This window comes from Actinacidiphila sp. bgisy167, from assembly GCF_965342175.1.
GTDB lineage: Bacteria > Actinomycetota > Actinomycetes > Streptomycetales > Streptomycetaceae > Actinacidiphila.
The window spans coordinates 1-20,008 of record NZ_CBDRBL010000004.1; the positions used below are offsets into that span (position 1 = coordinate 1).

Annotated in this window: 20 protein-coding genes and 2 pseudogenes; 12 read left to right on the top strand and 10 right to left on the bottom strand. The window is 74.4% G+C overall.

Going from position 1 to position 20,008, the window contains the following annotated elements:
* Positions 1–125: 125 nt before the first annotated feature.
* The 4 genes from cobM to ACRWND_RS02260 all read right to left on the bottom strand — a co-directional run bounded on the left by cobM (position 126) and on the right by ACRWND_RS02260 (position 5,536).
* Positions 126–881, bottom strand: a complete 756-nt coding sequence (cobM, locus tag ACRWND_RS02245) for a precorrin-4 C(11)-methyltransferase (RefSeq protein ID WP_431945259.1) — start codon at positions 879–881, stop codon at positions 126–128.
* On the bottom strand, positions 878–2,116 hold the full coding sequence (cbiE, locus tag ACRWND_RS02250) for a precorrin-6y C5,15-methyltransferase (decarboxylating) subunit CbiE (RefSeq protein ID WP_431945261.1): 1,239 nt from the start codon (positions 2,114–2,116) through the stop codon (positions 878–880). The genes cobM and cbiE overlap by 4 nt, the downstream gene beginning before the upstream one ends.
* A 183-nt stretch (positions 2,117–2,299) precedes the next feature.
* On the bottom strand, positions 2,300–4,114 hold the full coding sequence (locus ACRWND_RS02255) for an APC family permease (RefSeq protein ID WP_431945263.1): 1,815 nt from the start codon (positions 4,112–4,114) through the stop codon (positions 2,300–2,302).
* Between the two features lie 126 nt (positions 4,115–4,240).
* A complete protein-coding gene (locus ACRWND_RS02260; RefSeq protein WP_431945265.1) occupies positions 4,241–5,536 on the bottom strand; it encodes a hypothetical protein in 1,296 nt (431 codons plus the stop codon).
* A gap of 94 nt (positions 5,537–5,630) precedes the next feature.
* On the opposite strand from ACRWND_RS02260, the gene ACRWND_RS02265 reads away from it, so the two are divergent.
* Together ACRWND_RS02265 and ACRWND_RS02270 are read left to right on the top strand one after the other, a co-directional pair.
* Positions 5,631–6,116 carry a hypothetical protein gene (locus tag ACRWND_RS02265; protein WP_431945267.1) on the top strand — a complete coding sequence of 162 codons (486 nt, stop codon included), beginning with the start codon at positions 5,631–5,633 and terminating at the stop codon, positions 6,114–6,116.
* Positions 6,117–6,141: 25 nt separating this feature from the next.
* Positions 6,142–6,564, top strand: a complete 423-nt coding sequence (locus ACRWND_RS02270) for a DUF7144 family membrane protein (RefSeq protein WP_431945268.1) — start codon at positions 6,142–6,144, stop codon at positions 6,562–6,564.
* Here the strand turns inward: ACRWND_RS02270 and ACRWND_RS02275 are convergent.
* From ACRWND_RS02275 to ACRWND_RS02285, 3 genes are all read right to left on the bottom strand, one after another.
* Positions 6,537–7,484, bottom strand: coding sequence for a YhjD/YihY/BrkB family envelope integrity protein (locus ACRWND_RS02275; RefSeq protein ID WP_431945270.1), 948 nt, complete (start codon positions 7,482–7,484; stop codon positions 6,537–6,539). The genes ACRWND_RS02270 and ACRWND_RS02275 overlap by 28 nt on opposite strands.
* 106 nt (positions 7,485–7,590) lie before the next feature.
* The gene (locus ACRWND_RS02280; RefSeq protein ID WP_431945272.1) at positions 7,591–7,989 is read right to left on the bottom strand and encodes a DUF1992 domain-containing protein; all 399 of its coding nucleotides are present in this window, start codon (positions 7,987–7,989) and stop codon (positions 7,591–7,593) included.
* Positions 7,990–8,074: 85 nt separating this feature from the next.
* Entirely contained in the window at positions 8,075–8,488 is a 414-nt protein-coding gene (locus ACRWND_RS02285) for a MazG nucleotide pyrophosphohydrolase domain-containing protein (protein ID WP_431945274.1), read from the bottom strand.
* A gap of 452 nt (positions 8,489–8,940) precedes the next feature.
* On the opposite strand from ACRWND_RS02285, the gene ACRWND_RS02290 reads away from it, so the two are divergent.
* The 5 genes from ACRWND_RS02290 (at position 8,941) to ACRWND_RS02310 (ending at position 12,757) form a co-directional block, all read left to right on the top strand.
* A complete protein-coding gene (locus ACRWND_RS02290) occupies positions 8,941–9,330 on the top strand; it encodes a TOBE domain-containing protein (protein ID WP_431945276.1) in 390 nt (129 codons plus the stop codon).
* 11 nt (positions 9,331–9,341) lie between these two features.
* Positions 9,342–10,157, top strand: coding sequence for a molybdate ABC transporter substrate-binding protein (gene modA, locus ACRWND_RS02295; RefSeq protein WP_431945278.1), 816 nt, complete (start codon positions 9,342–9,344; stop codon positions 10,155–10,157).
* Positions 10,154–11,008: a molybdate ABC transporter permease subunit gene (gene modB, locus ACRWND_RS02300; protein WP_431945280.1), complete on the top strand. Its 855-nt coding sequence runs from the start codon at positions 10,154–10,156 to the stop codon at positions 11,006–11,008. Before modA ends, modB begins: the two co-directional genes overlap by 4 nt.
* On the top strand, positions 11,005–12,090 hold the full coding sequence (locus ACRWND_RS02305; protein ID WP_431945282.1) for an ABC transporter ATP-binding protein: 1,086 nt from the start codon (positions 11,005–11,007) through the stop codon (positions 12,088–12,090). Before modB ends, ACRWND_RS02305 begins: the two co-directional genes overlap by 4 nt.
* Positions 12,091–12,220: 130 nt before the next feature.
* A complete protein-coding gene (locus tag ACRWND_RS02310) occupies positions 12,221–12,757 on the top strand; it encodes a universal stress protein (RefSeq protein WP_431945284.1) in 537 nt (178 codons plus the stop codon).
* A 424-nt stretch (positions 12,758–13,181) separates the two neighbouring features.
* Here the strand turns inward: ACRWND_RS02310 and ACRWND_RS02315 are convergent, their stop codons facing one another.
* On the bottom strand, positions 13,182–13,997 hold the full coding sequence (locus ACRWND_RS02315) for a CbtA family protein (protein ID WP_431945286.1): 816 nt from the start codon (positions 13,995–13,997) through the stop codon (positions 13,182–13,184).
* Positions 13,998–14,013: 16 nt separating this feature from the next.
* Entirely contained in the window at positions 14,014–14,235 is a 222-nt protein-coding gene (locus ACRWND_RS02320) for a CbtB domain-containing protein (RefSeq protein WP_431945288.1), read from the bottom strand.
* A 298-nt stretch (positions 14,236–14,533) separates the two neighbouring features.
* Here ACRWND_RS02320 and ACRWND_RS02325 point away from each other — a divergent pair, with 298 nt between their 5' ends.
* From ACRWND_RS02325 to ACRWND_RS02340, 4 genes and pseudogenes are all read left to right on the top strand, one after another.
* On the top strand, positions 14,534–15,097 hold the full coding sequence (locus ACRWND_RS02325; RefSeq protein WP_431945290.1) for a histidine phosphatase family protein: 564 nt from the start codon (positions 14,534–14,536) through the stop codon (positions 15,095–15,097).
* Between the two features lie 136 nt (positions 15,098–15,233).
* A pseudogene (locus ACRWND_RS02330) lies at positions 15,234–16,249 on the top strand (energy-coupling factor ABC transporter permease).
* Between the two features lie 2 nt (positions 16,250–16,251).
* Entirely contained in the window at positions 16,252–17,013 is a 762-nt protein-coding gene (gene cbiQ / locus ACRWND_RS02335; RefSeq protein WP_431945292.1) for a cobalt ECF transporter T component CbiQ, read from the top strand.
* Positions 17,001–17,762, top strand: a complete 762-nt coding sequence (locus ACRWND_RS02340) for an energy-coupling factor ABC transporter ATP-binding protein (RefSeq protein WP_431945294.1) — start codon at positions 17,001–17,003, stop codon at positions 17,760–17,762. The genes cbiQ and ACRWND_RS02340 overlap by 13 nt, the downstream gene beginning before the upstream one ends.
* 594 nt (positions 17,763–18,356) lie before the next feature.
* Here the strand turns inward: ACRWND_RS02340 and ACRWND_RS02345 are convergent.
* A pseudogene (locus tag ACRWND_RS02345) lies at positions 18,357–19,312 on the bottom strand (alpha/beta hydrolase).
* Here ACRWND_RS02345 and ACRWND_RS02350 point away from each other — a divergent pair.
* Positions 19,311–19,787, top strand: coding sequence for a MarR family winged helix-turn-helix transcriptional regulator (locus ACRWND_RS02350; RefSeq protein ID WP_431945296.1), 477 nt, complete (start codon positions 19,311–19,313; stop codon positions 19,785–19,787). The pseudogene ACRWND_RS02345 and the gene ACRWND_RS02350 overlap by 2 nt on opposite strands.
* Positions 19,788–20,008 lie beyond the last annotated feature (221 nt).

The window sequence follows — 20,008 nt, forward strand, 5'->3', positions numbered from 1 at the left end:
CTCGAAGAGGGGATATCCGACACGGCCCGGGGAAGTCCGGGAACGTTGTGCTCGAAGCAAGGGATGTCTGCAGCGGTGACGAATGATGGAGCACGACACCCGCGCGGACGACTCGCGATGCGGCGTCAATGCGCCGCGTGCCGGTGGACGCGCTCCGCCGAGTACAGGTGGCTGTCGCGGAACTGCTCCGCCCCCAGCGTGCGACCGACGATGATGACCGCCGTCCGCACCACCCCGGCCGCCTTCACCTGCTCCGCGATGTCCGCGAGCGTGCCGCGCAGCACCAGTTCGTCCGGGCGCGAGGCCATCGCGACCACGGCCGCCGGGCAGTCGGCCCCGTAGTGCGGTGTGAGTTCGGCCACCACGCGGTCGACGTAACGGGCCGCCAGGTGCAGCACCATCAGCGCGCCGCTGCGGCCGAGCGTCGCCAGGTCCTCGCCCTCCGGCATGGGCGTGGCCTGCTGCGCGATCCGGGTCAGGATGACGGTCTGGCCGACGGTCGGCACCGTCAGCTCGCGCTTGAGGGCCGCGGCGGCCGCAGCGAACGCGGGGACGCCGGGGACGACCTCGTACGGGACGCCGGCCGCGTCGAGGCGGCGCATCTGCTCGGCGACGGCGCTGAACACGGACGGGTCGCCCGAGTGCAGCCGGGCCACGTCGTGGCCCTGCTCGTGGGCGCGGACCAGTTCCCCGGTGATCTCGTCGAGCGTCATCTGCGCCGTGTCCACCAGCCGGGCGTCCGGCGGGCACTCGGCGAGCAGTTCGCGGGGCACGAGACTCCCCGCGTAGAGGCAGACCTTGCTGCGGGCCAGAACCCGCTGCCCGCGCAGGGTGATCAGGTCGGCGGCGCCGGGGCCGGCCCCGATGAAGTGGACGGTCATGGCTGTGCTCCCGCGGGTTTGACGGCGGACCACTGGGTGACGGGCATGGCCTGGCGCCAGCCCGTGAAGCCGCCGACCGGGGCGGCGTGCGCGACGGCGAGCCGGACGAGTTCGCCCCCGTGCCGGGCGTACCACTGCGCGAGCAGCGCCTCGGACTCCAGGGTGACGGTGTTGGCGACCATCCGCCCGCCCGGCCGCAGGGCCGCCCAGCATGCCTCCAGCAGGCCGGACGCGGTGAGCCCGCCGCCGACGAAGACGGCGTCGGGGGCGGGCAGCCCGGCCAGCGCCGCCGGGGCGGCGCCGGTCACCACCCGCAGCGCCGGGACGCCGAGCGCGGCCGCGTTGCGGGTGATGCGCTCCGCGCGGACGGGGTCGCGCTCCACGGTGACCGCGCGGCAGGTGCGGTGCGCCCGCATCCACTCCACGGCGATCGAGCCGGAGCCGCCGCCCACGTCCCACAGCAGCTCGCCGGGCGCGGGCGCGAGCGCGGCAAGGGTCGCCGCCCGTACGTGGCGCTTGGTGAGCTGCCCGTCGTGCTCGTACGCGGCGTCCGGCAGCCCGGGCACCAGCCCCAGCCGGGGCGCGCCGGGATCGGCGGCGCACTCGACCGCGACGACGTTCAGGGGATCGCCGGGCGGGTGCGGCCAGTCGCCGGCCGTGCCGTCCAGGATCCGTTCGCGGGGCGAGCCCAACTGCTCCAGCACCCGCAACCGGCTGGCGCCGTAGCCCCGTTCGCGCAGCAGCCCGGCCACGGCGGCCGGGGTGTGCGCGTCCCGGCTCAGCACCAGCACCCGGCGCCCGTCGTGCAGCGCCCCCGCCAGCGCGGGCAGCGGCCGCCCCACCAAGCTCACCACGTCGGTGTCCTCGACCGCCCAGCCCAGCCGCGCGCAGGCGTACGACACCGACGAGGGGTGCGGGAGCACCCGCAGACGTTCCACGCCCAGCACCTCGCCGAGGGTCCGCCCGATGCCGTGGAACATGGGGTCACCGCTGGCCAGCACGGCGATCCGGCGTCCCGCGTGCGCGGCGATCAGCCGCGGCACGGCCGGCCGCAGCGGCGAGGGCCAGGCCACGCGCTCGGCAGCCACCTCACCGGGCAGCAGGTCGAGTTGACGCGGGCCGCCGATGACGACGGCGGCCTCCATCAGGGCCTCCCGGGACGCGGCGGGCAACCCTGCCCAGCCGTCGGCGCCGATCCCGACGACGGCCACGGGGGCGGACGCGTCGTCGTCCATCACGGTCACCTCGGCAGTCGGCGGGAACGGTCGGGCACAGCACCCGAACTCTACGTGGAGTGCCGGGTGAGCCCCGGGCCCGGGGCCCCTGCGCCCGAACCCTTGGCAACGGACTCCCTCGCCACCACCCGGCGTTCGCTCGGCGACCCCGCGATCGCCTGTCCCCTTGGCGCCCCGTACCCGTCAGATGTCCAGCCGGTACGGCAGCAGGCAGACGACGGCGTCCGTGCGCGAGCGCAGGACCGTGGCGAGGAGGATGCCGCGCTGGTTCTGCAGGATGCGGTAACGGGCGTGCCGCGGCTGGACCTCGGGGATGAGGACGGCGATCTGGCGGCCGTCCTGCGACATGCGGCGGACGTAGGAGAGGATCGGCAGCACCAGGGAGCGGTGCGGGCTCTCGATCACGTCGAGGCGGACGCCGGGCTGCCAGCGGTTCCATGTGTCGAGCAGCTCGCGCGCCTTGGCCCGGTCCGGCTCGACGGTGACCGCGACGACCTCGCCGCCGAGGGCCATGGCCGCGGTCAGCGCGCGCCCGGCGAGCCGGCTGACCCCGCCGAGGGGGACGATGACCAGGCTGTCGACGCGCCGCGGCCGCTCGGGGACGGCGCCGAGGGCGAGTTCCCGGCCGACCTCCGTGTAGTAGTGCTCGATGCGGGCGAAGAGCAGCATCAGCAGCGGCACCACGACGACGACCACCCAGGCGCCCTCGGTGAACTTGGTGGTCACCAAAATCACCCCGGCCAGCGCGGTCAGCAGCGCGCCCAGGCCGTTGAGCGCCGCGCGCGGCGCCCAGCGGCGCGGCCGGGCCCCCGCCCAGTGGCGGACGAGCCCGGTCTGGCTGATGGTGAAGCCGGTGAACACTCCGATGGCGTAGAGCGGGATGAGCCGCTGGGTCTCCGCGTCGACGGCGATGAGCAGAAGTGCCGCGAGCGCGGCGAGGGCGACGACGCCGTAGCGGTAGACGGGCCGCTCGGCGCGGAGCGCGAACACGTGGGGCAGCCGGTTGTCGCGGGCGAGCAGGCTCAACAGGACGGGCAGGCCGCCGAAGCTGGTGTTGGCCGCCAGGCCGAGGACGAGGGTGACCACCAGGTTGGTGACGTAGTACGGCCACCCCGTGCCGAAGGAGCCCGCGGTCAGCTGGGCCAGCACGGTCACGCCCTCGCGCGGGGCGACCTCGTCCCGGCGGATGAGGAAGGCGAGCCCGATGAGCATCAGTCCGAGCAGCGCGCCGAGCATCAGCTCGGTGCGCTGGGCGCGCCGCACCTTGGGCGGCCGGAAGGAGGGGACGGCGTTGGCGATGGCCTCCACCCCGGTCAGCGCGGAGCAGCCGGCGGAGAAGGCCTTGAGGACGAGCAGCACGCTCAGCGCCTCCGTCACGTGGACCGGCCGCGGGGCGCCGACGACCGCCGCGGGGTGGGCGAGCAGCAGGCCGGCGACGACGATCCCGCCCACGCACAGCACGAACAGTGCCGCCGGCAGCATCAGCACCCGCGCGCTCTCGGCGACGCCGCGCAGGTTCACCACGGTGAGCAGGGCCAGTCCGCCGAGGCAGATCTCCAGCAGGTAGGGGGTGAGCGCGGGGAACGCCGAGGCGAGGCTGGCGGCGCCGGCGGCCAGGCTGACGGCGACGGTGAGCACGTAGTCGACGACGAGGCTGGCCGCCGCCAGCAGGCTCACCCGCGTACCGAGGTCCTGCTTGGCCACGGCGTAGGAGCCGCCGCCGTCCGGGTGCACCGCGATGACCTGCCCGTAGGAGATGACGAGGACGACCAGCAGCCCCGCGATGACCAGCATGACGGGCAGCGTCACGGTCAGCGCCGCGGTCCCGGCGGCGATCAGCACCAGGACGATGGCCTCGGGCCCGTACGCCACCGAGCTGAGGGCGTCCAGCGACAGCGCGGCGAGCCCCTGCAGGCTGGTGAGCAGGGAGCGGTCCCCCTCGCCGTGCCGCAGCGGTACCCGGGGCCGCTCCTCACGGTGTGCCAGCCCGAAGGTCATCGCCCGACCGCCGTCTGCGTCTGCCTCATGGCTGGTCTCCTCCGCCCGCACGGACCGGCGGGCCTGCCGTCAGCCTCCGGCGGCGGCCTGCCCGGCGCAGCGCGGAGCGGCCGATCGGGTGAGCGGTCAGTCGGGCCGGGCCAGGAACTCCACGACGGCCAGGACGAGGAGGACGGCGAGGGCGAGCCCCAGGACGACCCAGCCGGTCGGGTACGACCAGAAGGCGAGCGCCAGGGCCGCGGCCGCCACCACGATCCAGCCGACCAGCAGTTTGTGCCGGACGAGCCACGGCCCGACGGGACCGGTCCGCATCCCCACCCGGTGCGCCGCGTCGCCCGCGCCGCCCAGCACGGACTCCCACACCCCGCGGGTGCGGCGGGCGTACTGCCCGGGCCCGCTCAGCCAGGCGCCCAGCGCCACGACGACGCCCAGCACGAACACCGCGCGGACGGTCTGGCGCAGGAAGCGGACGAGGGTGTCGTAGACGGTCCCGGCGGCCTGCTGGTCGACGCTCGCGGGCAGCGCGTCGAGGTAGACCACCCGGAAGACCGTCAGCGCCGCGCCGAGCACGAGGGCGGCGGCGGCGAAACCCAGCGCGGCGGCGACCAGGGCGCGCCGCCGGCGGACGGCGAGCAGCACGCCGGCCGCCGCGAGGACGATGGTGAGGATCGGCAGCCAGAAGCCGGCGAGCTGCAGGAGCCGGAAGGCGGTCCTGATCTTGCCCACCTTCTCGGAGCGGACGACGGTGAAGTCGGTGTGGACCTCGGGGATCTTCGCGGCGATGGTCAGGCCCGCGTCGACCAGCCGCTGTTTGACCCGGTCGACGAGGGGGGCGAGGTCGACGGCCACGGTGTCGTTCGTGAGCTTCACCGCGCCGCCTCCCTGGCCGGTCAGCGCCTTGTCCAGCGAGTCGTGGATCCGGCGGTTGGCGTCGGTCCACACCTCCTCGAAGGCGTCGCTGCGCACCACCTTCTCCGCCGCCCCGCGCACGAGGCCCTCGATGCCGCTGGTCAGCGGGGCGGAGAGGCGGCCCAGCAGGTCGTCCAGGAGGGGGCGGTCCTGCGGTGCGACCTCGTCGAGCAGGCTTTTGAGATCGATGCGCTGCATCAGCACGGACGTGATCCGGTCGGCCGCGGCGTCCTGGACGGCGGGGTCGCTCGCCAGGGGCGCGACGGTGGCGACGTAGCGGTCGGTGTCGCCGACCTCGGAGTCCACCCAGACGGCCAGCGCGCTCAGCGGTACGAGGACGCAGGCCACGACGATGAACAGGGCGGAGAAGAAGGCCCGCGCGGGGCGCCGCCGTTGGGGCGTCGGGGCCTGCGGTCCGGCGCCCGAGGCGGCGGTCTCCCGCGCCTCCAGAGCCGACAGCCGGGCACGCAGGTCGGCGAGCTCGTCCCGCCCCGCGGGCGTCGGGTCCGCCATGCCACAGCCGCCTCTCTTCACCACGCGACACGGACATTCAACACGTATGGTGAAAGATGTGCCATTTGGGGCGCATGAGTCAGTGGAGGTAGGAATGACGAGGCCGCACCGGGTCCGCGCGGGGTGCGCGGCGGTCGTACTGTCCGCCACCGCGCTCGCCGCGAGCGCCTGCTCGGACGGCGACACCACCCCCGCCGAGAAGGCGTCGAAGGCCGCGTCCGCCGCGTCCTCGCTGGTGTCCGAGGGCGCCGAGGCCGTCGCCTCGGCGACCGCCGCCGCCCAGTCCCAGCTGGCGAAGATCAAGAACGGCGTCAACGCCAAGGGCGACGTCGCACTCGGCCCCGTGACCAAGGACGGCGGCAAGGCCGCCACCAAGGTCACGGCCACCAACAGCAGCGACAAGCAGGCCACGTACACGGTCGAGGTGACCTTCCGGGACGGGAGCGGCAACCTCCTCGACGCCGTCGTCGTCAACGTCGCGGACGTGGCCCCGCAGAAGTCCGGCGAGGTCACCGCCCGCAGCCACCGCGACCTGACGGGCACGGTCAAGGCCCAGGTCGACGCGGCGCTGCGGCACTGAAGCACCGTCACACGAGGAGGCAGCCATGGCAGCCACCAGCACCACACCCCGGACCGGGAAGCGCGACGCGTGGGCGTACGGCGGGGTCACCTTCGCCGGCGTCCTGCTGCTCGTCGACGGCGTCCTGGCCGTCTTCCAGGGCATCTCGGGAATCGCCACGGACGACGTGTACGCGCGCATCGGCGACTACGTCTTCAAGTTCAGCCTGACCGCGTGGGGATGGATCCACCTCGTCCTCGGCGTGCTCCTGATCATCACGGGCATCGGGCTCCTCGGCGGCGCCGCGCTCTGGTCCCGCATCGCGGGTGTCGTCCTCGCGGGCCTGGGCATCATCGTGAACTTCCTCTACCTGCCCTACCTGCCCTTCTGGTCGCTCGTCCTCATCGCGCTCGACCTGTTCATCATCTGGGCGCTCGCGCACTACAGGCCGGAGCGCTCGGCCGTCTGACCACCGCCCGCCCGGTCCTCCCCCGGCGTGCTGGGGGGAGGGCCGGGGGCGGCGGGCCCGGCGCACGCCCCCGGCCGGCCGCCGTGGAGCACCGCGCCGACGGTCAGGCACACCGTGGCCACGACGCACAGCGCGATCAGCCCGGACAGCAGGGTGAACACCGAGCCCAATGAGCCGTACACCTCCAGGCTGCGGTTCAGCGCCCTCGGCAGATACAGCGGCGCGGAGAAGACGGCCGCCTCCATCAGCAGCGCCGTGAGCAGCGCCCCCGGCAGCAGCGGCCGCCACCCGATCCGGCCGCCCAGCAGCAGGTGCTGCGTCCACCACCAGACGCCCACCGCGCTCACCACGGACAGCGGGACGCCGAGCCAGCGGCCCACGCCGAAGCCCAGGCGCAGCGGCCCCTGGACCGCCAGGTAGACGAGTGCCGCGCACACCCAGGCGACCCAGCGCCAGGCCGCGATCCGCGCCGCCGACTTGGGCAGGCCCCAGGCGCGTTCGCAGACCCGCTGCATCGCCCGGCTGCAGGCCGTGGCCGACAGCAGGGCCATCAGGATGCCCACCGCGCCCACCGTCTGCCGCAGGTCCCCCGGGTGGGACTCGTAGACCGAGCGCAGCTGTTCACCGGAGGGGCCGGAGAGCCCCAGCACCCGCACCAGCGAGTCCAGCAGCTCCCTGCGCACGCCCTCCGGCGCGAGAGAGGCGATGACGAAGAGCAGGGGCACGGCGGTCAGGAAGGCCTGGGCGGCCAACCGGGTGGCCGCGTCCAGGACGTTGACGCTCAGCAGTCGGGCGGCGAGCCGGGTGATGACGGGGAAGCGCCGCTCGGCGTCGCTCCGCAGGGCGCGCGCCCGCCCCGGCAGGTCCGCGAACCGCGCACGGACCCCCTCCGGTACGCCGACCCGTGGCCGCCTTCTCACAGTGCGACTATTTTTCAGCCCGCCCGGCCCCGCAACCGGGGATCTGCCGCGGGGCCCTCGGCGCGGTGCGCGAGCGAGTGCGCGAGGGGGAATGAGCGAGGGACGCTCAGCCCCGTTCCGCGCGCCACCGCGCGACGACGTCCTCCACGTCGTACGGGACGAGACCCAGCGGCGGGCCGTCCATCGGGGTGCGCAGGCCCGCGCGGATCCTGTCGTTGACCTCCTCGACGATGCGGCGCACCTCGCGTTCGGAGGGGGCGCGGGAGGCGGCGTGCATCGCGTCCTCCACCTCCTTGCGCAGCCTCAGGCTCGTCGGCAGCTGGGACAGCCCCTCGCGGGCCATCTTCTCCCTGATCCACCACAGCTCGTCGTAGGGCCGGTCCAAGGCGGCCAGCGGCTTCCCGGCCCCGGGCAGGTCGTCGAAGGCGCCGCGCTCCGCCGCTTCCCGGATCTGCTTGTCGACCCAGGACTCGAAGGGGACGCCCGGTGGCTTACGCTCCGTCATACCGTCGATTCTCCCGCCCGCCGCGCCGACGCGGGAGGGCGCGCTCGAGGAGAACGCGACGGCGCGGTGCCGGCGGGGCGGGGCGTCATTCCCCGGCCGGCGTCCAGCCCTGGGCCCGCAGCACCGCCGCGACGTCCGGGGCGCGGTAGTGCTCCCCCTTGAGGACCTTGCCGTCGGCCCGCAGGGCCGGCCGGCCGTCCGGGCCGAGTTTGCTCATGTTGGCGCGGTGGATCTCCGCGATGACCTCGTCCAGGTCGATGCCGTGCACCAGCGCGGTGCCGTACGCGACATAGACCACGTCGGCCAGCTCGTGCGCGAGGTGGTCGAGCGGCCCCTTCTCGGAGGCCTCGGCGACCTCGGCCACCTCCTCGGCGAGCAGGTCCTGGCGGTGCGCCGCCAGAACGGGCGGGATCTCGGTCGGGCGGGGGCGGACGTCGAGACCGAAGGCGGTGTGGAACTCGCGGACCAGGCCGGCGGGGGAGGGTGAGGAAGGTCGCATTCCGCCGATCGTAGTAGCCGCTCAGCGGCCCCCGGTCGCGCGGACGGCGGAAGGCCGTGACGCCGGGCCCCCGCCGTCGCCGTTCCCGCCGCGGCGGCGTCGGCCGCCCCGCGCGCGGACCCGGACGCCGCCGTCCTCGACGGCCGCCGGCAGGGCGGAACGCGGCACCGCGCCCGCGGCCGTGGTGCGGCTGCGGCCGTGCCGGCTGCCCTGCCTGCGCTGTACCGCCGTGGGGCGGTCGCCACCGGCACGTCCCCGGACCGGCCCATCCTGTGCCGTTGCCGTCCCCACCCGGGTCCGGCGGCAGCCCTGGTGACGAGGAGCCCGCGTGCGCCCGCGCCCTCGCAGCGGAACCCTCATAGCGCGTATGCAAGCGTTCACACCGCCAAAATCATGCTGCCGCAATAGGGAAAGGGGCTTCCCCCTCGCATATGCGTCACTATGATCGGGTCATGCACACCTACCGGATCGGTGAGGCGGCCGCCTTGATGGGCGTGAGCGCCGACACCCTCAGGCGCTGGGTCGACGGCGGGCGGCTGCGGGCGGAACGCGACGGGCAGGGCCGGCGCGTCATCGAGGGCCCCGCACTGGCCGCTTTCGTCCGGGAGTTCAACCGTGCGGAACGCCAGCGCACGGGCTCCTCGGCCCGCAACCGCTTCTCCGGCATCGTCACCGAGGTGATCCTCGGCGACGTCTCCGCACAGGTGGAGATCCAGGCCGGCCCGTTCCGCGTGGTGTCCATGATCAGCCGGGAGTCCGCCGAGGAACTGAAGCTCGAGCCCGGCGTGCCGGCGGTCGCCGTCATCAAGTCGACCAACGTCGTCGTCGAGACGCCTCATTGACCCGGAGGGTCATGCCTGTGACGAACCGTCCCACGCACCGCCGGACCCTTCAGTCGGCCGTCGGAGGCGCCGCGGTGCTGCTGGCCCTGAGCGCGTGCTCGTCCTCGGACGGCTCCGCCCGCGCCTCCTCGCCCTCCTCGCCCGGCGGCGTGGAGGGCACGGTCACCGTCTTCGCCGCCGCCTCCCTCAAGGAGAGCTTCACCGAACTGGGCGAGCAGTTCGAGGCGGCCCACCCCGGCACCGAGGTCACCTTCAACTTCGGCGGCAGCGACGCCCTCGCCGCCAGCATCACCTCCGGAGCCCCCGCCGACGTCTTCGCCGCCGCCTCCCCCACGACCATGCGGATCGTCACCGACGCCGAGGACGCGGCCGGCGAGCCCGCGACCTTCGTGCGCAACCGGCTGGAGATCGCCGTCGTCCCGGGCAACCCCAGGGACGTCGACACGCTCAAGGACCTCACCAAGGCCGGGACGAAGGTCGCCCTGTGCGCCAAGGAGGTGCCCTGCGGCGCCGCCGCGCAGAAGGCGCTGGACGCCGCCGGCCTGAAGCTCACCCCGGTCTCCTACGAGCAGGACGTCAAGAGCGCGCTGACGAAGGTGGAACTGAAGGAGGTCGACGCCGCCCTGGTCTACAGGACCGACGTCAAGGCCGCAGCAGGCAAGGTGGAGGGCGTGGAGTTCCCCGAGTCCGCCGGCGCCGTCAACGACTACCCCGTCGTCCTGCTCAAGGACGCGCCCAACACCGTGGCCGCCAGGGCCTTCATCGCCCTCGTCCGGTCCGAGGAGGGCCGGCGGGTGCTGAGCGGGGCGGGCTTCCTCACGCCATGACCGACCACAAGGGCGGCGCGCCCGAAATCCCGGAGGCCGGGCCGCGCCGCGCGGGCCGCCGGCGGGGGCGCCGTTCCCCGGTGCCCCTGCCACTGCTGCTGCCCGGCCTGCTCGGCCTCGTCTTCCTCGTGCTGCCGCTCGCCGGGCTGCTGGTGCGGGCGCCGTGGAGCGACCTGCCCGCGCAGCTCACCAGCCCCGCGGTGTGGCAGGCGCTGCGCCTCTCCCTGGTCTGCGCCACCCTCGCCACCGCGGTGACCCTCGTGCTGGGGGTGCCGCTGGCCTGGCTGCTGGCCCGCACCGAGTTCCCCGGCCGCCGGCTGGTGCGCGCCCTGGTGACGCTGCCCCTGGTGCTGCCGCCCGTCGTCGGCGGCGTCGCCCTGCTGCTGGCGCTGGGCCGCAACGGGGTGGCCGGGCGGTGGCTGGACCAGTGGTTCGGGGTGACGCTGCCCTTCACGACCGCGGGCGTCGTCGTCGCGGAGGCCTTCGTCGCGATGCCGTTCCTGGTCATCAGCGTCGAGGGCACCCTGCGGGCCGCCGACCCGCGCTACGAGGAGGCCGCCGCCACCCTCGGCGCCTCCCGCTTCACGGCCTTCCGCCGGGTGACGCTGCCGCTGATCGCCCCCGGCATCGCCGCCGGAGCCGTCCTGGCCTGGGCACGGGCGCTCGGCGAGTTCGGCGCCACCATCACCTTCGCGGGCAACTTCCCCGGCCGCACACAGACGATGCCGCTCGCCGTCTACCTGGCCCTGCAGAGCGACCCGGCCGCCGCCATCGCGCTGAGTCTGGTCCTGCTCGCCGTGTCGATCGCCGTCCTGGCCGGGCTGCGCGACCGCTGGACGGCCACCTCATGACCTCCACGGACACCGCCCTCGCGCCCCCCGGCGGCCCGGCGCCGCAAGGCCTGGACGCCCGGCTGGTCGTCGACCGCGGCGCCTTCCGCCTCGACGTGGCCCTCACCGCAGCCCCCGGGGAGGTGCTCGCCGTGCTCGGGCCCAACGGCGCCGGCAAGACCACCGCACTGCGGGCCCTGGCCGGGCTGACCCCGCTCAGCGGCGGCCACCTGCGGCTGGACGGCGCCGATCTGGCGGGCGCGCCCCCCGAGACCCGCCCGGTCGGCGTGGTCTTCCAGGACCACCTGCTGTTCCCGCACCTGTCCGCCCTGGACAACGTCGCCTTCGGCCCGCGCTGCCACGGCGTGCCCAAGGCACGGGCCCGCGCCGAGGCCGCCGCCTGGCTGGAGCGCATGGGGCTGGCCGAGTACGCCGCCACCCGGCCCCGCCGGCTCTCCGGCGGCCAGGCGCAGCGCGTCGCCCTCGCCCGAGCGCTGGCCACCCGGCCTCGGCTGCTGCTGCTGGACGAACCGCTGGCCGCGCTCGACGCCCGCACCCGCCTGGAGGTCCGCGCGCAGCTGCGCCACCACCTGGCCGACTTCGAGGCGGTGGCCCTCCTGGTCACGCACGACCCCCTGGACGCCATGGTGCTGGCCGACCGGCTGGTGGTCGTCGAGCACGGCCGCCTGGTGCAGGAGGGCACGCCCGGCGAGATCGCCCGCCGCCCGCGCACCGACTACGTGGCCCACCTCGTCGGCCTCAACCTCTACCGGGGCCGGGCGGAGGGCCACACCGTACGGGTCGACGGGGGCCCGGCCGTCACCACCACCGAGGAGCTGTCCGGCCCGGCCTTCGTCGCCTTCCCGCCCGGGGCCGTCACCCTGCACCGGGAGCGCCCGGCCGGCTCCAGCGCCCGGAACGTGTGGCAGGGCAGGGTCGCGGGACTGGAGTCGCACGGCGACCAGATCCGCGTGGACGTCCAGGGCGAGCTCCCGCTCGCCGCCGACCTCACCACGGTGGCCACCGCCGATCTCGGGCTGCGGCCCGGCGCCGAGGTGTGGGCCACCGTCAAGGCGGCCCAGACGCACGCCTACCCGGCCTGAACCGGGGGCCAGGGGCAGGGTCAGGCCGGGTCAGCGAGGCCGGGGCGGGATCAGGCCGGCGTCAGGAGTGGGCCGCCCGGCGACAAGAGGACGATAACGGCCGCCCTGGGGCGCACCGCCCGGGTCTTCCATGGAGGGCATGGACGAGGCCGGAAACCACCGGGTGGTCGTCGGGGTGAGCGGCTCCCTCGGCAGCATCACGGCGCTGCACCGCGCCGCCGCCGAGGCGCGCCGCACGGACGCGGTGCTGCTCGCCGTGCTCGCGTGGCAGCCGCCGGGCGGGGAGTTCGCGTACCGGCGCTCTCCCCGCCCCCCGTTGCCGGACGTCTGGCAGGACCGGGCCGGGCAGCGGCTCCTCGACGCCCTCGACGCCGCTTTCGGCGGCCTGCCGGAGGGCCTGCGCCTGCGCGCGATGACCGTCCGCGGTCCGGCGGGACGGGCTCTGACCCTCGTCGCGGACCGCCCGGACGACGTGCTGGTGGTCGGCGCCGGACGACGCGGCCGGCTGCGGCGGCTGCTGCACCCCTCGGTGGCCCGGCACTGCCTGCACCACGCGGTGTGCCCGGTCCTCGCCGTGCCCCGCTCCCCGCTCCATGACGTCCTCGAGGGCGTGCGGCGCCGCAACACCTGGCGGCTGCCCCTGCACGCCGCGACATCCCAGCGGTGAACCGGGACCGCCCGGCGGTCGCGGTGGGCGGTGGGCCGTTGCCCGCCCCTCCCGACCCGGGGCCCGAACCCCGCGCCCCGTGCCGCTGGGGGAGGAGGGCCGAAGAAGGGCGCGTCGTCCCTTGGACGGTGTCGGCCCGATGGTGGAGCCGCGCATGGTGGTGACTGCGCCCGCACGGGAGCGGCTGGACCAGGTGCCGCGGTTCCCACGGGGCCCGCTGATCGCCCTTGACATCCCTCCGGGCCATCAGCCGTGATCATTCACCATTCGAGATCCACTTTCGGTACACGGCCTGGCGAGAGCGGCTGCCACGCATCGCTGCAGTGAGAGCCCTCTGCCGTTCCTTCCCTGACGGAACGCCAGAAGACCCTCGGCCCGGCTCCGGCGAGAAGCCGCCGCCTGCGGCCTCTCGCCGGACCGTGTCCTACGCCGAGGCCGCCGTCCCCGCGCCGACGGAGCCGGGCCCCGTGGAGGCGCCGGGCGGGACCGGCTCCAGCAGGCGCCCGGCCAGGTGGCCGAAGAGCAGGCCGAAAGAGGTCCACAGCGTCAGCTGGATCGCCAGCGCCGCCAGCCGGAACTGCCAGAGCAGCGCTGCCGGGAAGTGCTCCGGCACCTCGTCGACCGCGGGCAGGAACGCGTACGCGAGCCCCACGGCTGTCACGAAGAAGCCGCCGGCGGCCACGGTCGCGTACCAGGCGCCCAGCCTGGGCACGAGGCGCCTGCCGAGGATCGCGGCAGCGACCGCGAGCAGCACGCCGAGCAGCATCATCAGGAAGTACAGCGCGGTGCGCTTGCCGATGGTGTCGGGGTCGCCGACGGCCGGCGGGTTGGCCGGGTACTTCAGGAAGGGCACGACGTAGACCGCGACCAGCGCCGCGGCCGACAGCAGCACGGCCGTGGGCCGGGCGCCGATGCGGCCGATCCGGCCGAGGGCGAAGCAGTAGGCGAGGGCGGCGATGCCGCCCAGCGCCACGCCGTAGACGAGGAGGCCGGTGGCCAGTCCGGCGGTGGACTGCACGGCACGGCTGACCGGTTCGGCGCCGCCGTGCTCGTGCGCGTGCGACTCCTCGAACGCGATGGCGGCGTCGACCTTGGACTCGCCCAGCAGGTAGGCGACGACCAGCGCGAACGCGCCGGCCGCGAGCCCGGCCAGCATGCCCCGCACCAGCAGTCGTCTGACGGTGAGGGAGGTGACCGGGCTGACGGGGTGGGCGGCGCCCACCGGGTCGGTGGGGCTCATGGTCGTGGCGCCCCTGTCAGTGGCAGGGGAAGCCGAGCAGGTGGCGCCCGTCGTGCAGCCACTCGTGGACGTTCTCGCCGGACAGGAGGGACGTGGCCCCCTGCTCGGCGCCCACGAAGTAGAGCAGGACCAGCATCAGGACGCCGAAGAAGACCGCCCAGGGCAGGATCGCCCTGATCGGCAGCGTCACGGGGGCGGTGGAAGGGGCTGCGGCCGGTGAGAGGGCGGACTGCGCCATGGCATGACCTCCTGGTGGGAACTCGCGTCCCGGTCGGTGGAGCTCTGTCGGACGACTGCGGGTCTGACTCGCCTGGCGCGGGGCTGGGCTTACAGTGGCGCGACCGTGCCGGATTTGCACCGGACTTCCGCTGTGTCGTCGTGAATGTCGTCGTGACGGTACCGCGATCCGGTGGTCCGGCCAAGGGCGCGTGGGCACGCCCCGCGGTGCGCGGGAGCACTTCCCCGCGAGCGACGGGCCGCGTACGGCAAGGGCAGTCGGCCATCACGCGACATCGCGGCAGGGACGAGGAGGATGCATGACGACCCGGGTGATGTTGGTCTCACCGGTGGCCAACGCCGCGCTGCGCGAGGCGCGTTTCGACGACGACGTGCCGCCGGACGAGCGGGCCCTGGACGCCGCCCGCGCGCTGGCCGGTGCGCTGCGCTCCGCCGGGCCGGTGCCCGTCTCGCCCACCGCGCGCTGCCGCGCCACCGCCGAGGCGCTCGGCCTCACGGCCGAGGAGACGGCTCCGGCGGGGTGGGCGCTGGGCCGCTGGCGGGGACGCACCTTGGCCGAAGTGAGCGCCGAGGAACCGGAGGCGGTGGCCGCATGGCTCTCCGACCCGGACGCCGCGCCGCACGACGCCGAGTCGCTGCGCGACCTGTGCGCGCGGGCCGGGGCATGGCTGGACGGGCTCGCCGCGGCGCCGGGCCGGGTGCTCGCCGTCGTCGAACCGGAGATCGTCCGGGCGTGCGCGGTCCGGGCCTTGGGCGCACCCGAGTCGTCCTTCTGGCGGATCGACGTGCCGCCGCTGACGGCGACGGAATTCAGCGGGCGGTCCGGACGCTGGAACCTGCGGGCGGGCCGCCCTCCGGCCTGATCGTGGTGCGCTCCAGCGGGGACAAGCCTCTTGCAAATGAGTCGCAATAAGGTTCTATGATGGGGCGTCGTCCTCGCCGACCCCGGCGTCCTCGCCGCCCGCCCGGCCCGCCGCGGGCCCGACCTGGAGCTCGCCCATGCATGTACCCGACGGATTCATCGACGCCCCGGTGTCGGTGGCGACCGGTGCCGTCGCGGCCGCAGCCGTGGCAGTGAGCCTGCGCGGCGCGCGACGCGAACTCGACGAGCGCACCGCGCCGTTGGCCGGACTCGTCTCGGCGTTCATCTTCGCCGTCCAGATGCTCAACTTCCCGGTGGCCGCGGGCACCAGCGGCCACCTCCTCGGCGGCGCGCTCGCGGCGATACTCGTCGGCCCCTTCACAGGGGTGCTGTGCGTGTCCGTCGTCCTGCTCATCCAGGGCGTGCTCTTCGCCGACGGCGGCCTCACGGCCCTCGGTGTGAACATCACCGACATGGCGGTCGTGACCGTCGTCGTGGCCTACGCCCTCTTCCGGGGGCTGGTCAAGGTGCTGCCCGACGGGCGCGGCGGGGTGACGGGCGCGGCCTTCGTCGCGGCCCTGGTCTCCGTCCCGGCCGCGGCGGTGGCCTTCACCGGGATCTACGCGCTGGGCGGGACGACCGACGTCGCGCTCGGCAAGGTCTTCACCGCCATGGTCGGCGTGCACGTCCTGATCGGCATCGGTGAGGCGGTGATCACCGCGGCGACGGTGGGCGCGGTCGTCGCCGTCCGCCCCGACCTCGTCCACGGCGCCCGCGGCCTGCGCCGCCCGCTGGAACTCAAGGAGGCGACCGTCTGATGGCGGCCGTGACCGACACCCGCAAGCGCGGCGGCATACGGCCGCTGTGGATCGCCGGGCTGATCGCCGCCCTGGTGCTCGCCGGATTCGTCAGCTACTACGCCTCGGCCAGCCCGGACGGCCTGGAGAAGGTCGCCGCCGACCACGGCATCGACCGCAAGACCAGGGACCACACGGCCAAGGACTCCCCCCTGGCGGACTACCAGACCAAGGACGTCGGCGACGCCCGGCTCTCCGGAGGCCTCGCCGGCGTGATCGGCGTCGGCGCCACCCTCGCGCTGGGCAGCGGCGTCTTCTGGATCGTCCGCCGCCGGCCCGGCACGGCCGCGAGCTAGTCGTGGGCGCGGGGCACGCACACCGGCTCTACCGGCCCGGACGCTCGCCGGTGCACGCGCTGCCCGCACAGTGCAAGCTCGCCGCCGTCTTCTGCTTCGTCCTGGTCGTCGTCTCCACCCCGCGCACCGCGATGTGGGCCTTCGGCCTCTACGCGGTGCTGCTGGCGGCGGTCGCCGCCGTGGCCCGCGTCCCGGCCGGGTTCCTGCTGCGGCGGCTGCTGATCGAGGTGCCCTTCGTGGCCTTCGCCGTCCTCATGCCGTTCGTCGCCGAGGGCCCGCGCACCGAGGTGCTGGGCCTGTCCCTCAGCGTGAGCGGCCTGTGGGGGGCCTGGAACATCCTCGTCAAGGGCACCCTCGGCGTCGCCGCCTCCGTCCTGCTGGCCTCCACCACGGAGCTGCGCGAACTCCTCCTCGGCCTGCAGCGGTTGCGGCTGCCGGCGCTGCTGGTGCAGATCGCCTCGTTCATGATCCGGTACGGGGACGTCATCACCGACGAGATGCGCCGCATGCGCGTCGCCCGCGCCTCGCGCGGCTTCGAGGCCCGCGGCCCGCGCCACTGGGGCGTGCTCGCCAAGTCCGCGGGCGCCCTGTTCATCCGCTCCTACGAGCGCGGCGAGCGCGTCCACCTGGCGATGGTCAGCCGCGGATACGCCGGCAGCATGCCGGTGATCGACGAGGTGACGGCCTCGCGCGCCCAGTGGTCCTACGCCGCCGTGCTCCCGGCCGCCGCCCTGCTGATCTGCCTGACGGGATGGTTCCTGTGACACCTTCGCTCGAGGTCAAGGGCCTCGCCTACGCCTACCCCGACGGCCATCAGGCCCTGTTCGGCGTCGACCTGACCATCGCCCGCGGCGAGCGGGTCGCCCTCCTAGGCCCCAACGGGGCCGGCAAGACCACCCTCGTGCTGCACCTCAACGGCATCCTGGAGGCCGGCGCGGGGTCGGTGACCGTGGCCGGGCTCCCGGTGGGCGACCGGCGGCACGTGGCGGAGGTCAGGCGCCGGGTCGGCATCGTCTTCCAGGACCCGGACGACCAGCTCTTCATGCCCACCGTCCGCGAGGACGTCGCCTTCGGCCCGGCCGCGGCCGGCCTGCGCGGCGCCGAGCTGGAGGCCTGCGTCCGCACGGCACTGGAGCGGGTCGGCATGGCCGAGTTCGCCGACCGGCCTCCGCACCACCTGTCGTTCGGCCAGCGGCGCCGCGTGGCGGTGGCGACCGTCCTCGCCATGGAGCCGGAGATCCTCGTCCTGGACGAGCCCTCCTCCAACCTGGACCCCGCCTCCCGCCGCGAACTGGCCGACATCCTGCGCTCCCTGGACGTGACGGTCCTGATGGTCACCCACGACCTGCCGTACGCCCTGGAGCTGTGCCCGCGCTCGGTCGTCCTGAGCGGCGGCACGGTCGTCGCCGACGGCCGCACCCAGGAACTCCTCTCCGACGACGCCCTGATGCGCGCCCACCGCCTTGAGTTGCCCTTCGGCTTCGACCCCCGCTCGGTCAGCGTCCGGGCCTGAGCCACGCCGGCGCCCCGGCCGGGGGCCGCAGTCGGGTCGTCTGCGAGGGACCCGCCCTGCGGGCGTCAGGGCGGGTCCGGACCGGACACCGTGGCGAGCACGGCCGCGGAGCCCGTGCGCACCGGGGCCCCGGGCGTGAGCGGTCGAGGTGCAGAAGGTGCCGCTGGGCTCGGTCGTGCCGGAGTCGGCCTGCACCGCCGGTGCTTCGACTTGACGGAGCACGGCGCCCGAGCGCGGCTCACCCGGTCCGGGATGTGCATGTCGCGGGTGCCCGGCGAGACGCCCGGCTGCTCGGCGATCGAGGTGATCGAGCGGCCGGGGTCGGACGGGGACGGCGGCGGCACGGATGACTTCGCCTGCGGCGACGCTCGGCGCCGACCCCGGCACGCTCGCAGGCCGCGACCAGGCCCTCGTTGGTACCGATGACGATGACTTCACGGACGCGGAGCGAACGGTTCCCAGGAGGTGCGGCTCGTTTCTCGGGCAAGAGGCCCTCGGCGAGAGGCGAGAGAGGCGCCCCGGGCCGACGGTCTGGAAGGCGACGGCGAGCAGGGCCCTGGGCGAAGGCCCCGGAAGGGGTGGGAACAGGGGACCCTACTGCGCCGGCGTGTGCGGCGTGCCCGCGGCGCGAATGCGCTGGGTGAGGAAGAGAGCCGCACGGTCCAGTGCCTCGTCCGCCTCGTCCAGGACGCCGGCGAACGCCTGGAACACGTGCGGCACGTCGGCGGTGATGTCCAGGATGACGTTTACTCCGACCGACCTCGCACGCTCGGCAAGCCGCGTGGAGTCGTCCAGCAGGATCTCGTTGGTGCCCACCTGGACCAGCATGGGGGGAAGCCGGTCAGGTCGGCGAGGACGGCCGGGCTGAGCAGGGGCTGGTGCGGGTCGGCTCCGGCGAGGTACATGGCCCCGGTGTGTTCAACGGCCCTGCGGGTGAAGACCGGGTCGACGCCTTCCTTGGTGTCCATGCTCCGGCCCGTGCGAGTGGCGTCGAGGCCCGGGGAGAACGCCACGATGGCGGCGGGCAGCGGGAGTCCCGCGTCACGGGCGGCCAGGCAGGTGGTGACGGTCAGGCCACCGCCGGCGGAGTCGCCTGCGAACGCGATGGTCGAGGGGTCCTCACCGCTGTCGAGGAGGGCGCGGTAGGCGCTGAGCGTGTCTTCGATCGCGGCCGGGAACGGGTGCTCGGGGGCGAGCCGGTAGGCCGGCGAGTACGCCCCGAAGCCGGTCTTGGCCACGAGATGTCCCGTCAGCGACAGGGCGGTCTCGGGGGAGCCGAACACGAAGCCGCCGCCGTGGAAGTACAGGATCGTCCCGGCGCGGGTCCCGTTGTCCGGCTCGACACGCAGGGCGGGTCGGTTGCCGAGCGTCGTCCGTGCGGTGCGGATGGTGCCGGGCACGATCATCCGGGCCATCAGCGCCCTGAAGCCTGCTCGTATCTCCTCGACCGACCGTGGGGGCTGCCGCAGCATCACGTCGACCTCGGCGCGCTGTGCCTTGCTCATGGCTGTGCTCCCGTCGGAGGTAGCTTCCAGTACACTATATGCCATGGCATACACATCGGGTGGTGACGCGGTCGATCTACCGGCCTTCTTCGCCGACCTCGTACGGTGCGAGACGCGCCTCTACAACGCGCTGAACGATCGCCTCCGCGCGCGGCACGGGATCGTCACCTCGCAGTTCGAGTTCCTGCGCTTCCTGCGCGACCACCCCGGGGCCCGCGTGGCGGACCTGGCGACCGAGTTCGCCATCGGCATCGGAGCAACCAGCAAGGGCGTCGACCGCCTGGAGAAGCAGGGCTGGGCCGTCCGGCAGCCGAACCCGGCCGACCGCCGGTCCTCACTGCTGGAACTGAGCGACGACGGCACGCGGCTCGTCGACGCGGCCGAGGAGACATTCGCCGAGCGACTGGCCGAACTGATCGGCGGCACGCTCGACGATGCCTCGGCGTCGGCCGCCGCCCATGCGTTGGGGGAGCTGCGCTCGGCGCTCGAACGCAACCAGATCGGGACGCCCGCAGGCTGACGGACCCGCCTCAGACGCCGGTGCGCGGCCCAAGGGGTCGCGGGCCGGGGGCCAATCGTCGCCCTCGACGGCGCCCGGGTCGCGGGAAGGGCTCAGGCCCCGGCCCCGCCGGTGGCCTCGATATCGCCCGGGAGCGGCCCGGGAAGCCGACGCACCGGTCCTTGAGCCAGGAAGCGGGCGATGTCCTCGTCCTTTGCGACGGCGGCGGCGGCGGCGCGGTA

Coding starts and splice junctions, on each gene's coding strand:
- cobM (WP_431945259.1), bottom strand. CDS start 881: ATGACCGTCCACTTCATCGGGGCCGGCCCCGGCGCCGCCGACCTGATC.
- cbiE (WP_431945261.1), bottom strand. CDS start 2,116: ATGGACGACGACGCGTCCGCCCCCGTGGCCGTCGTCGGGATCGGCGCC.
- ACRWND_RS02255 (WP_431945263.1), bottom strand. CDS start 4,114: ATGACCTTCGGGCTGGCACACCGTGAGGAGCGGCCCCGGGTACCGCTG.
- ACRWND_RS02260 (WP_431945265.1), bottom strand. CDS start 5,536: ATGGCGGACCCGACGCCCGCGGGGCGGGACGAGCTCGCCGACCTGCGT.
- ACRWND_RS02265 (WP_431945267.1), top strand. CDS start 5,631: ATGACGAGGCCGCACCGGGTCCGCGCGGGGTGCGCGGCGGTCGTACTG.
- ACRWND_RS02270 (WP_431945268.1), top strand. CDS start 6,142: ATGGCAGCCACCAGCACCACACCCCGGACCGGGAAGCGCGACGCGTGG.
- ACRWND_RS02280 (WP_431945272.1), bottom strand. CDS start 7,989: ATGACGGAGCGTAAGCCACCGGGCGTCCCCTTCGAGTCCTGGGTCGAC.
- ACRWND_RS02285 (WP_431945274.1), bottom strand. CDS start 8,488: ATGCGACCTTCCTCACCCTCCCCCGCCGGCCTGGTCCGCGAGTTCCAC.
- ACRWND_RS02290 (WP_431945276.1), top strand. CDS start 8,941: ATGCACACCTACCGGATCGGTGAGGCGGCCGCCTTGATGGGCGTGAGC.
- modA (WP_431945278.1), top strand. CDS start 9,342: ATGCCTGTGACGAACCGTCCCACGCACCGCCGGACCCTTCAGTCGGCC.
- modB (WP_431945280.1), top strand. CDS start 10,154: ATGACCGACCACAAGGGCGGCGCGCCCGAAATCCCGGAGGCCGGGCCG.
- ACRWND_RS02305 (WP_431945282.1), top strand. CDS start 11,005: ATGACCTCCACGGACACCGCCCTCGCGCCCCCCGGCGGCCCGGCGCCG.
- ACRWND_RS02310 (WP_431945284.1), top strand. CDS start 12,221: ATGGAGGGCATGGACGAGGCCGGAAACCACCGGGTGGTCGTCGGGGTG.
- ACRWND_RS02315 (WP_431945286.1), bottom strand. CDS start 13,997: ATGAGCCCCACCGACCCGGTGGGCGCCGCCCACCCCGTCAGCCCGGTC.
- ACRWND_RS02320 (WP_431945288.1), bottom strand. CDS start 14,235: ATGGCGCAGTCCGCCCTCTCACCGGCCGCAGCCCCTTCCACCGCCCCC.
- ACRWND_RS02325 (WP_431945290.1), top strand. CDS start 14,534: ATGACGACCCGGGTGATGTTGGTCTCACCGGTGGCCAACGCCGCGCTG.
- ACRWND_RS02340 (WP_431945294.1), top strand. CDS start 17,001: ATGGTTCCTGTGACACCTTCGCTCGAGGTCAAGGGCCTCGCCTACGCC.
- ACRWND_RS02350 (WP_431945296.1), top strand. CDS start 19,311: ATGGCATACACATCGGGTGGTGACGCGGTCGATCTACCGGCCTTCTTC.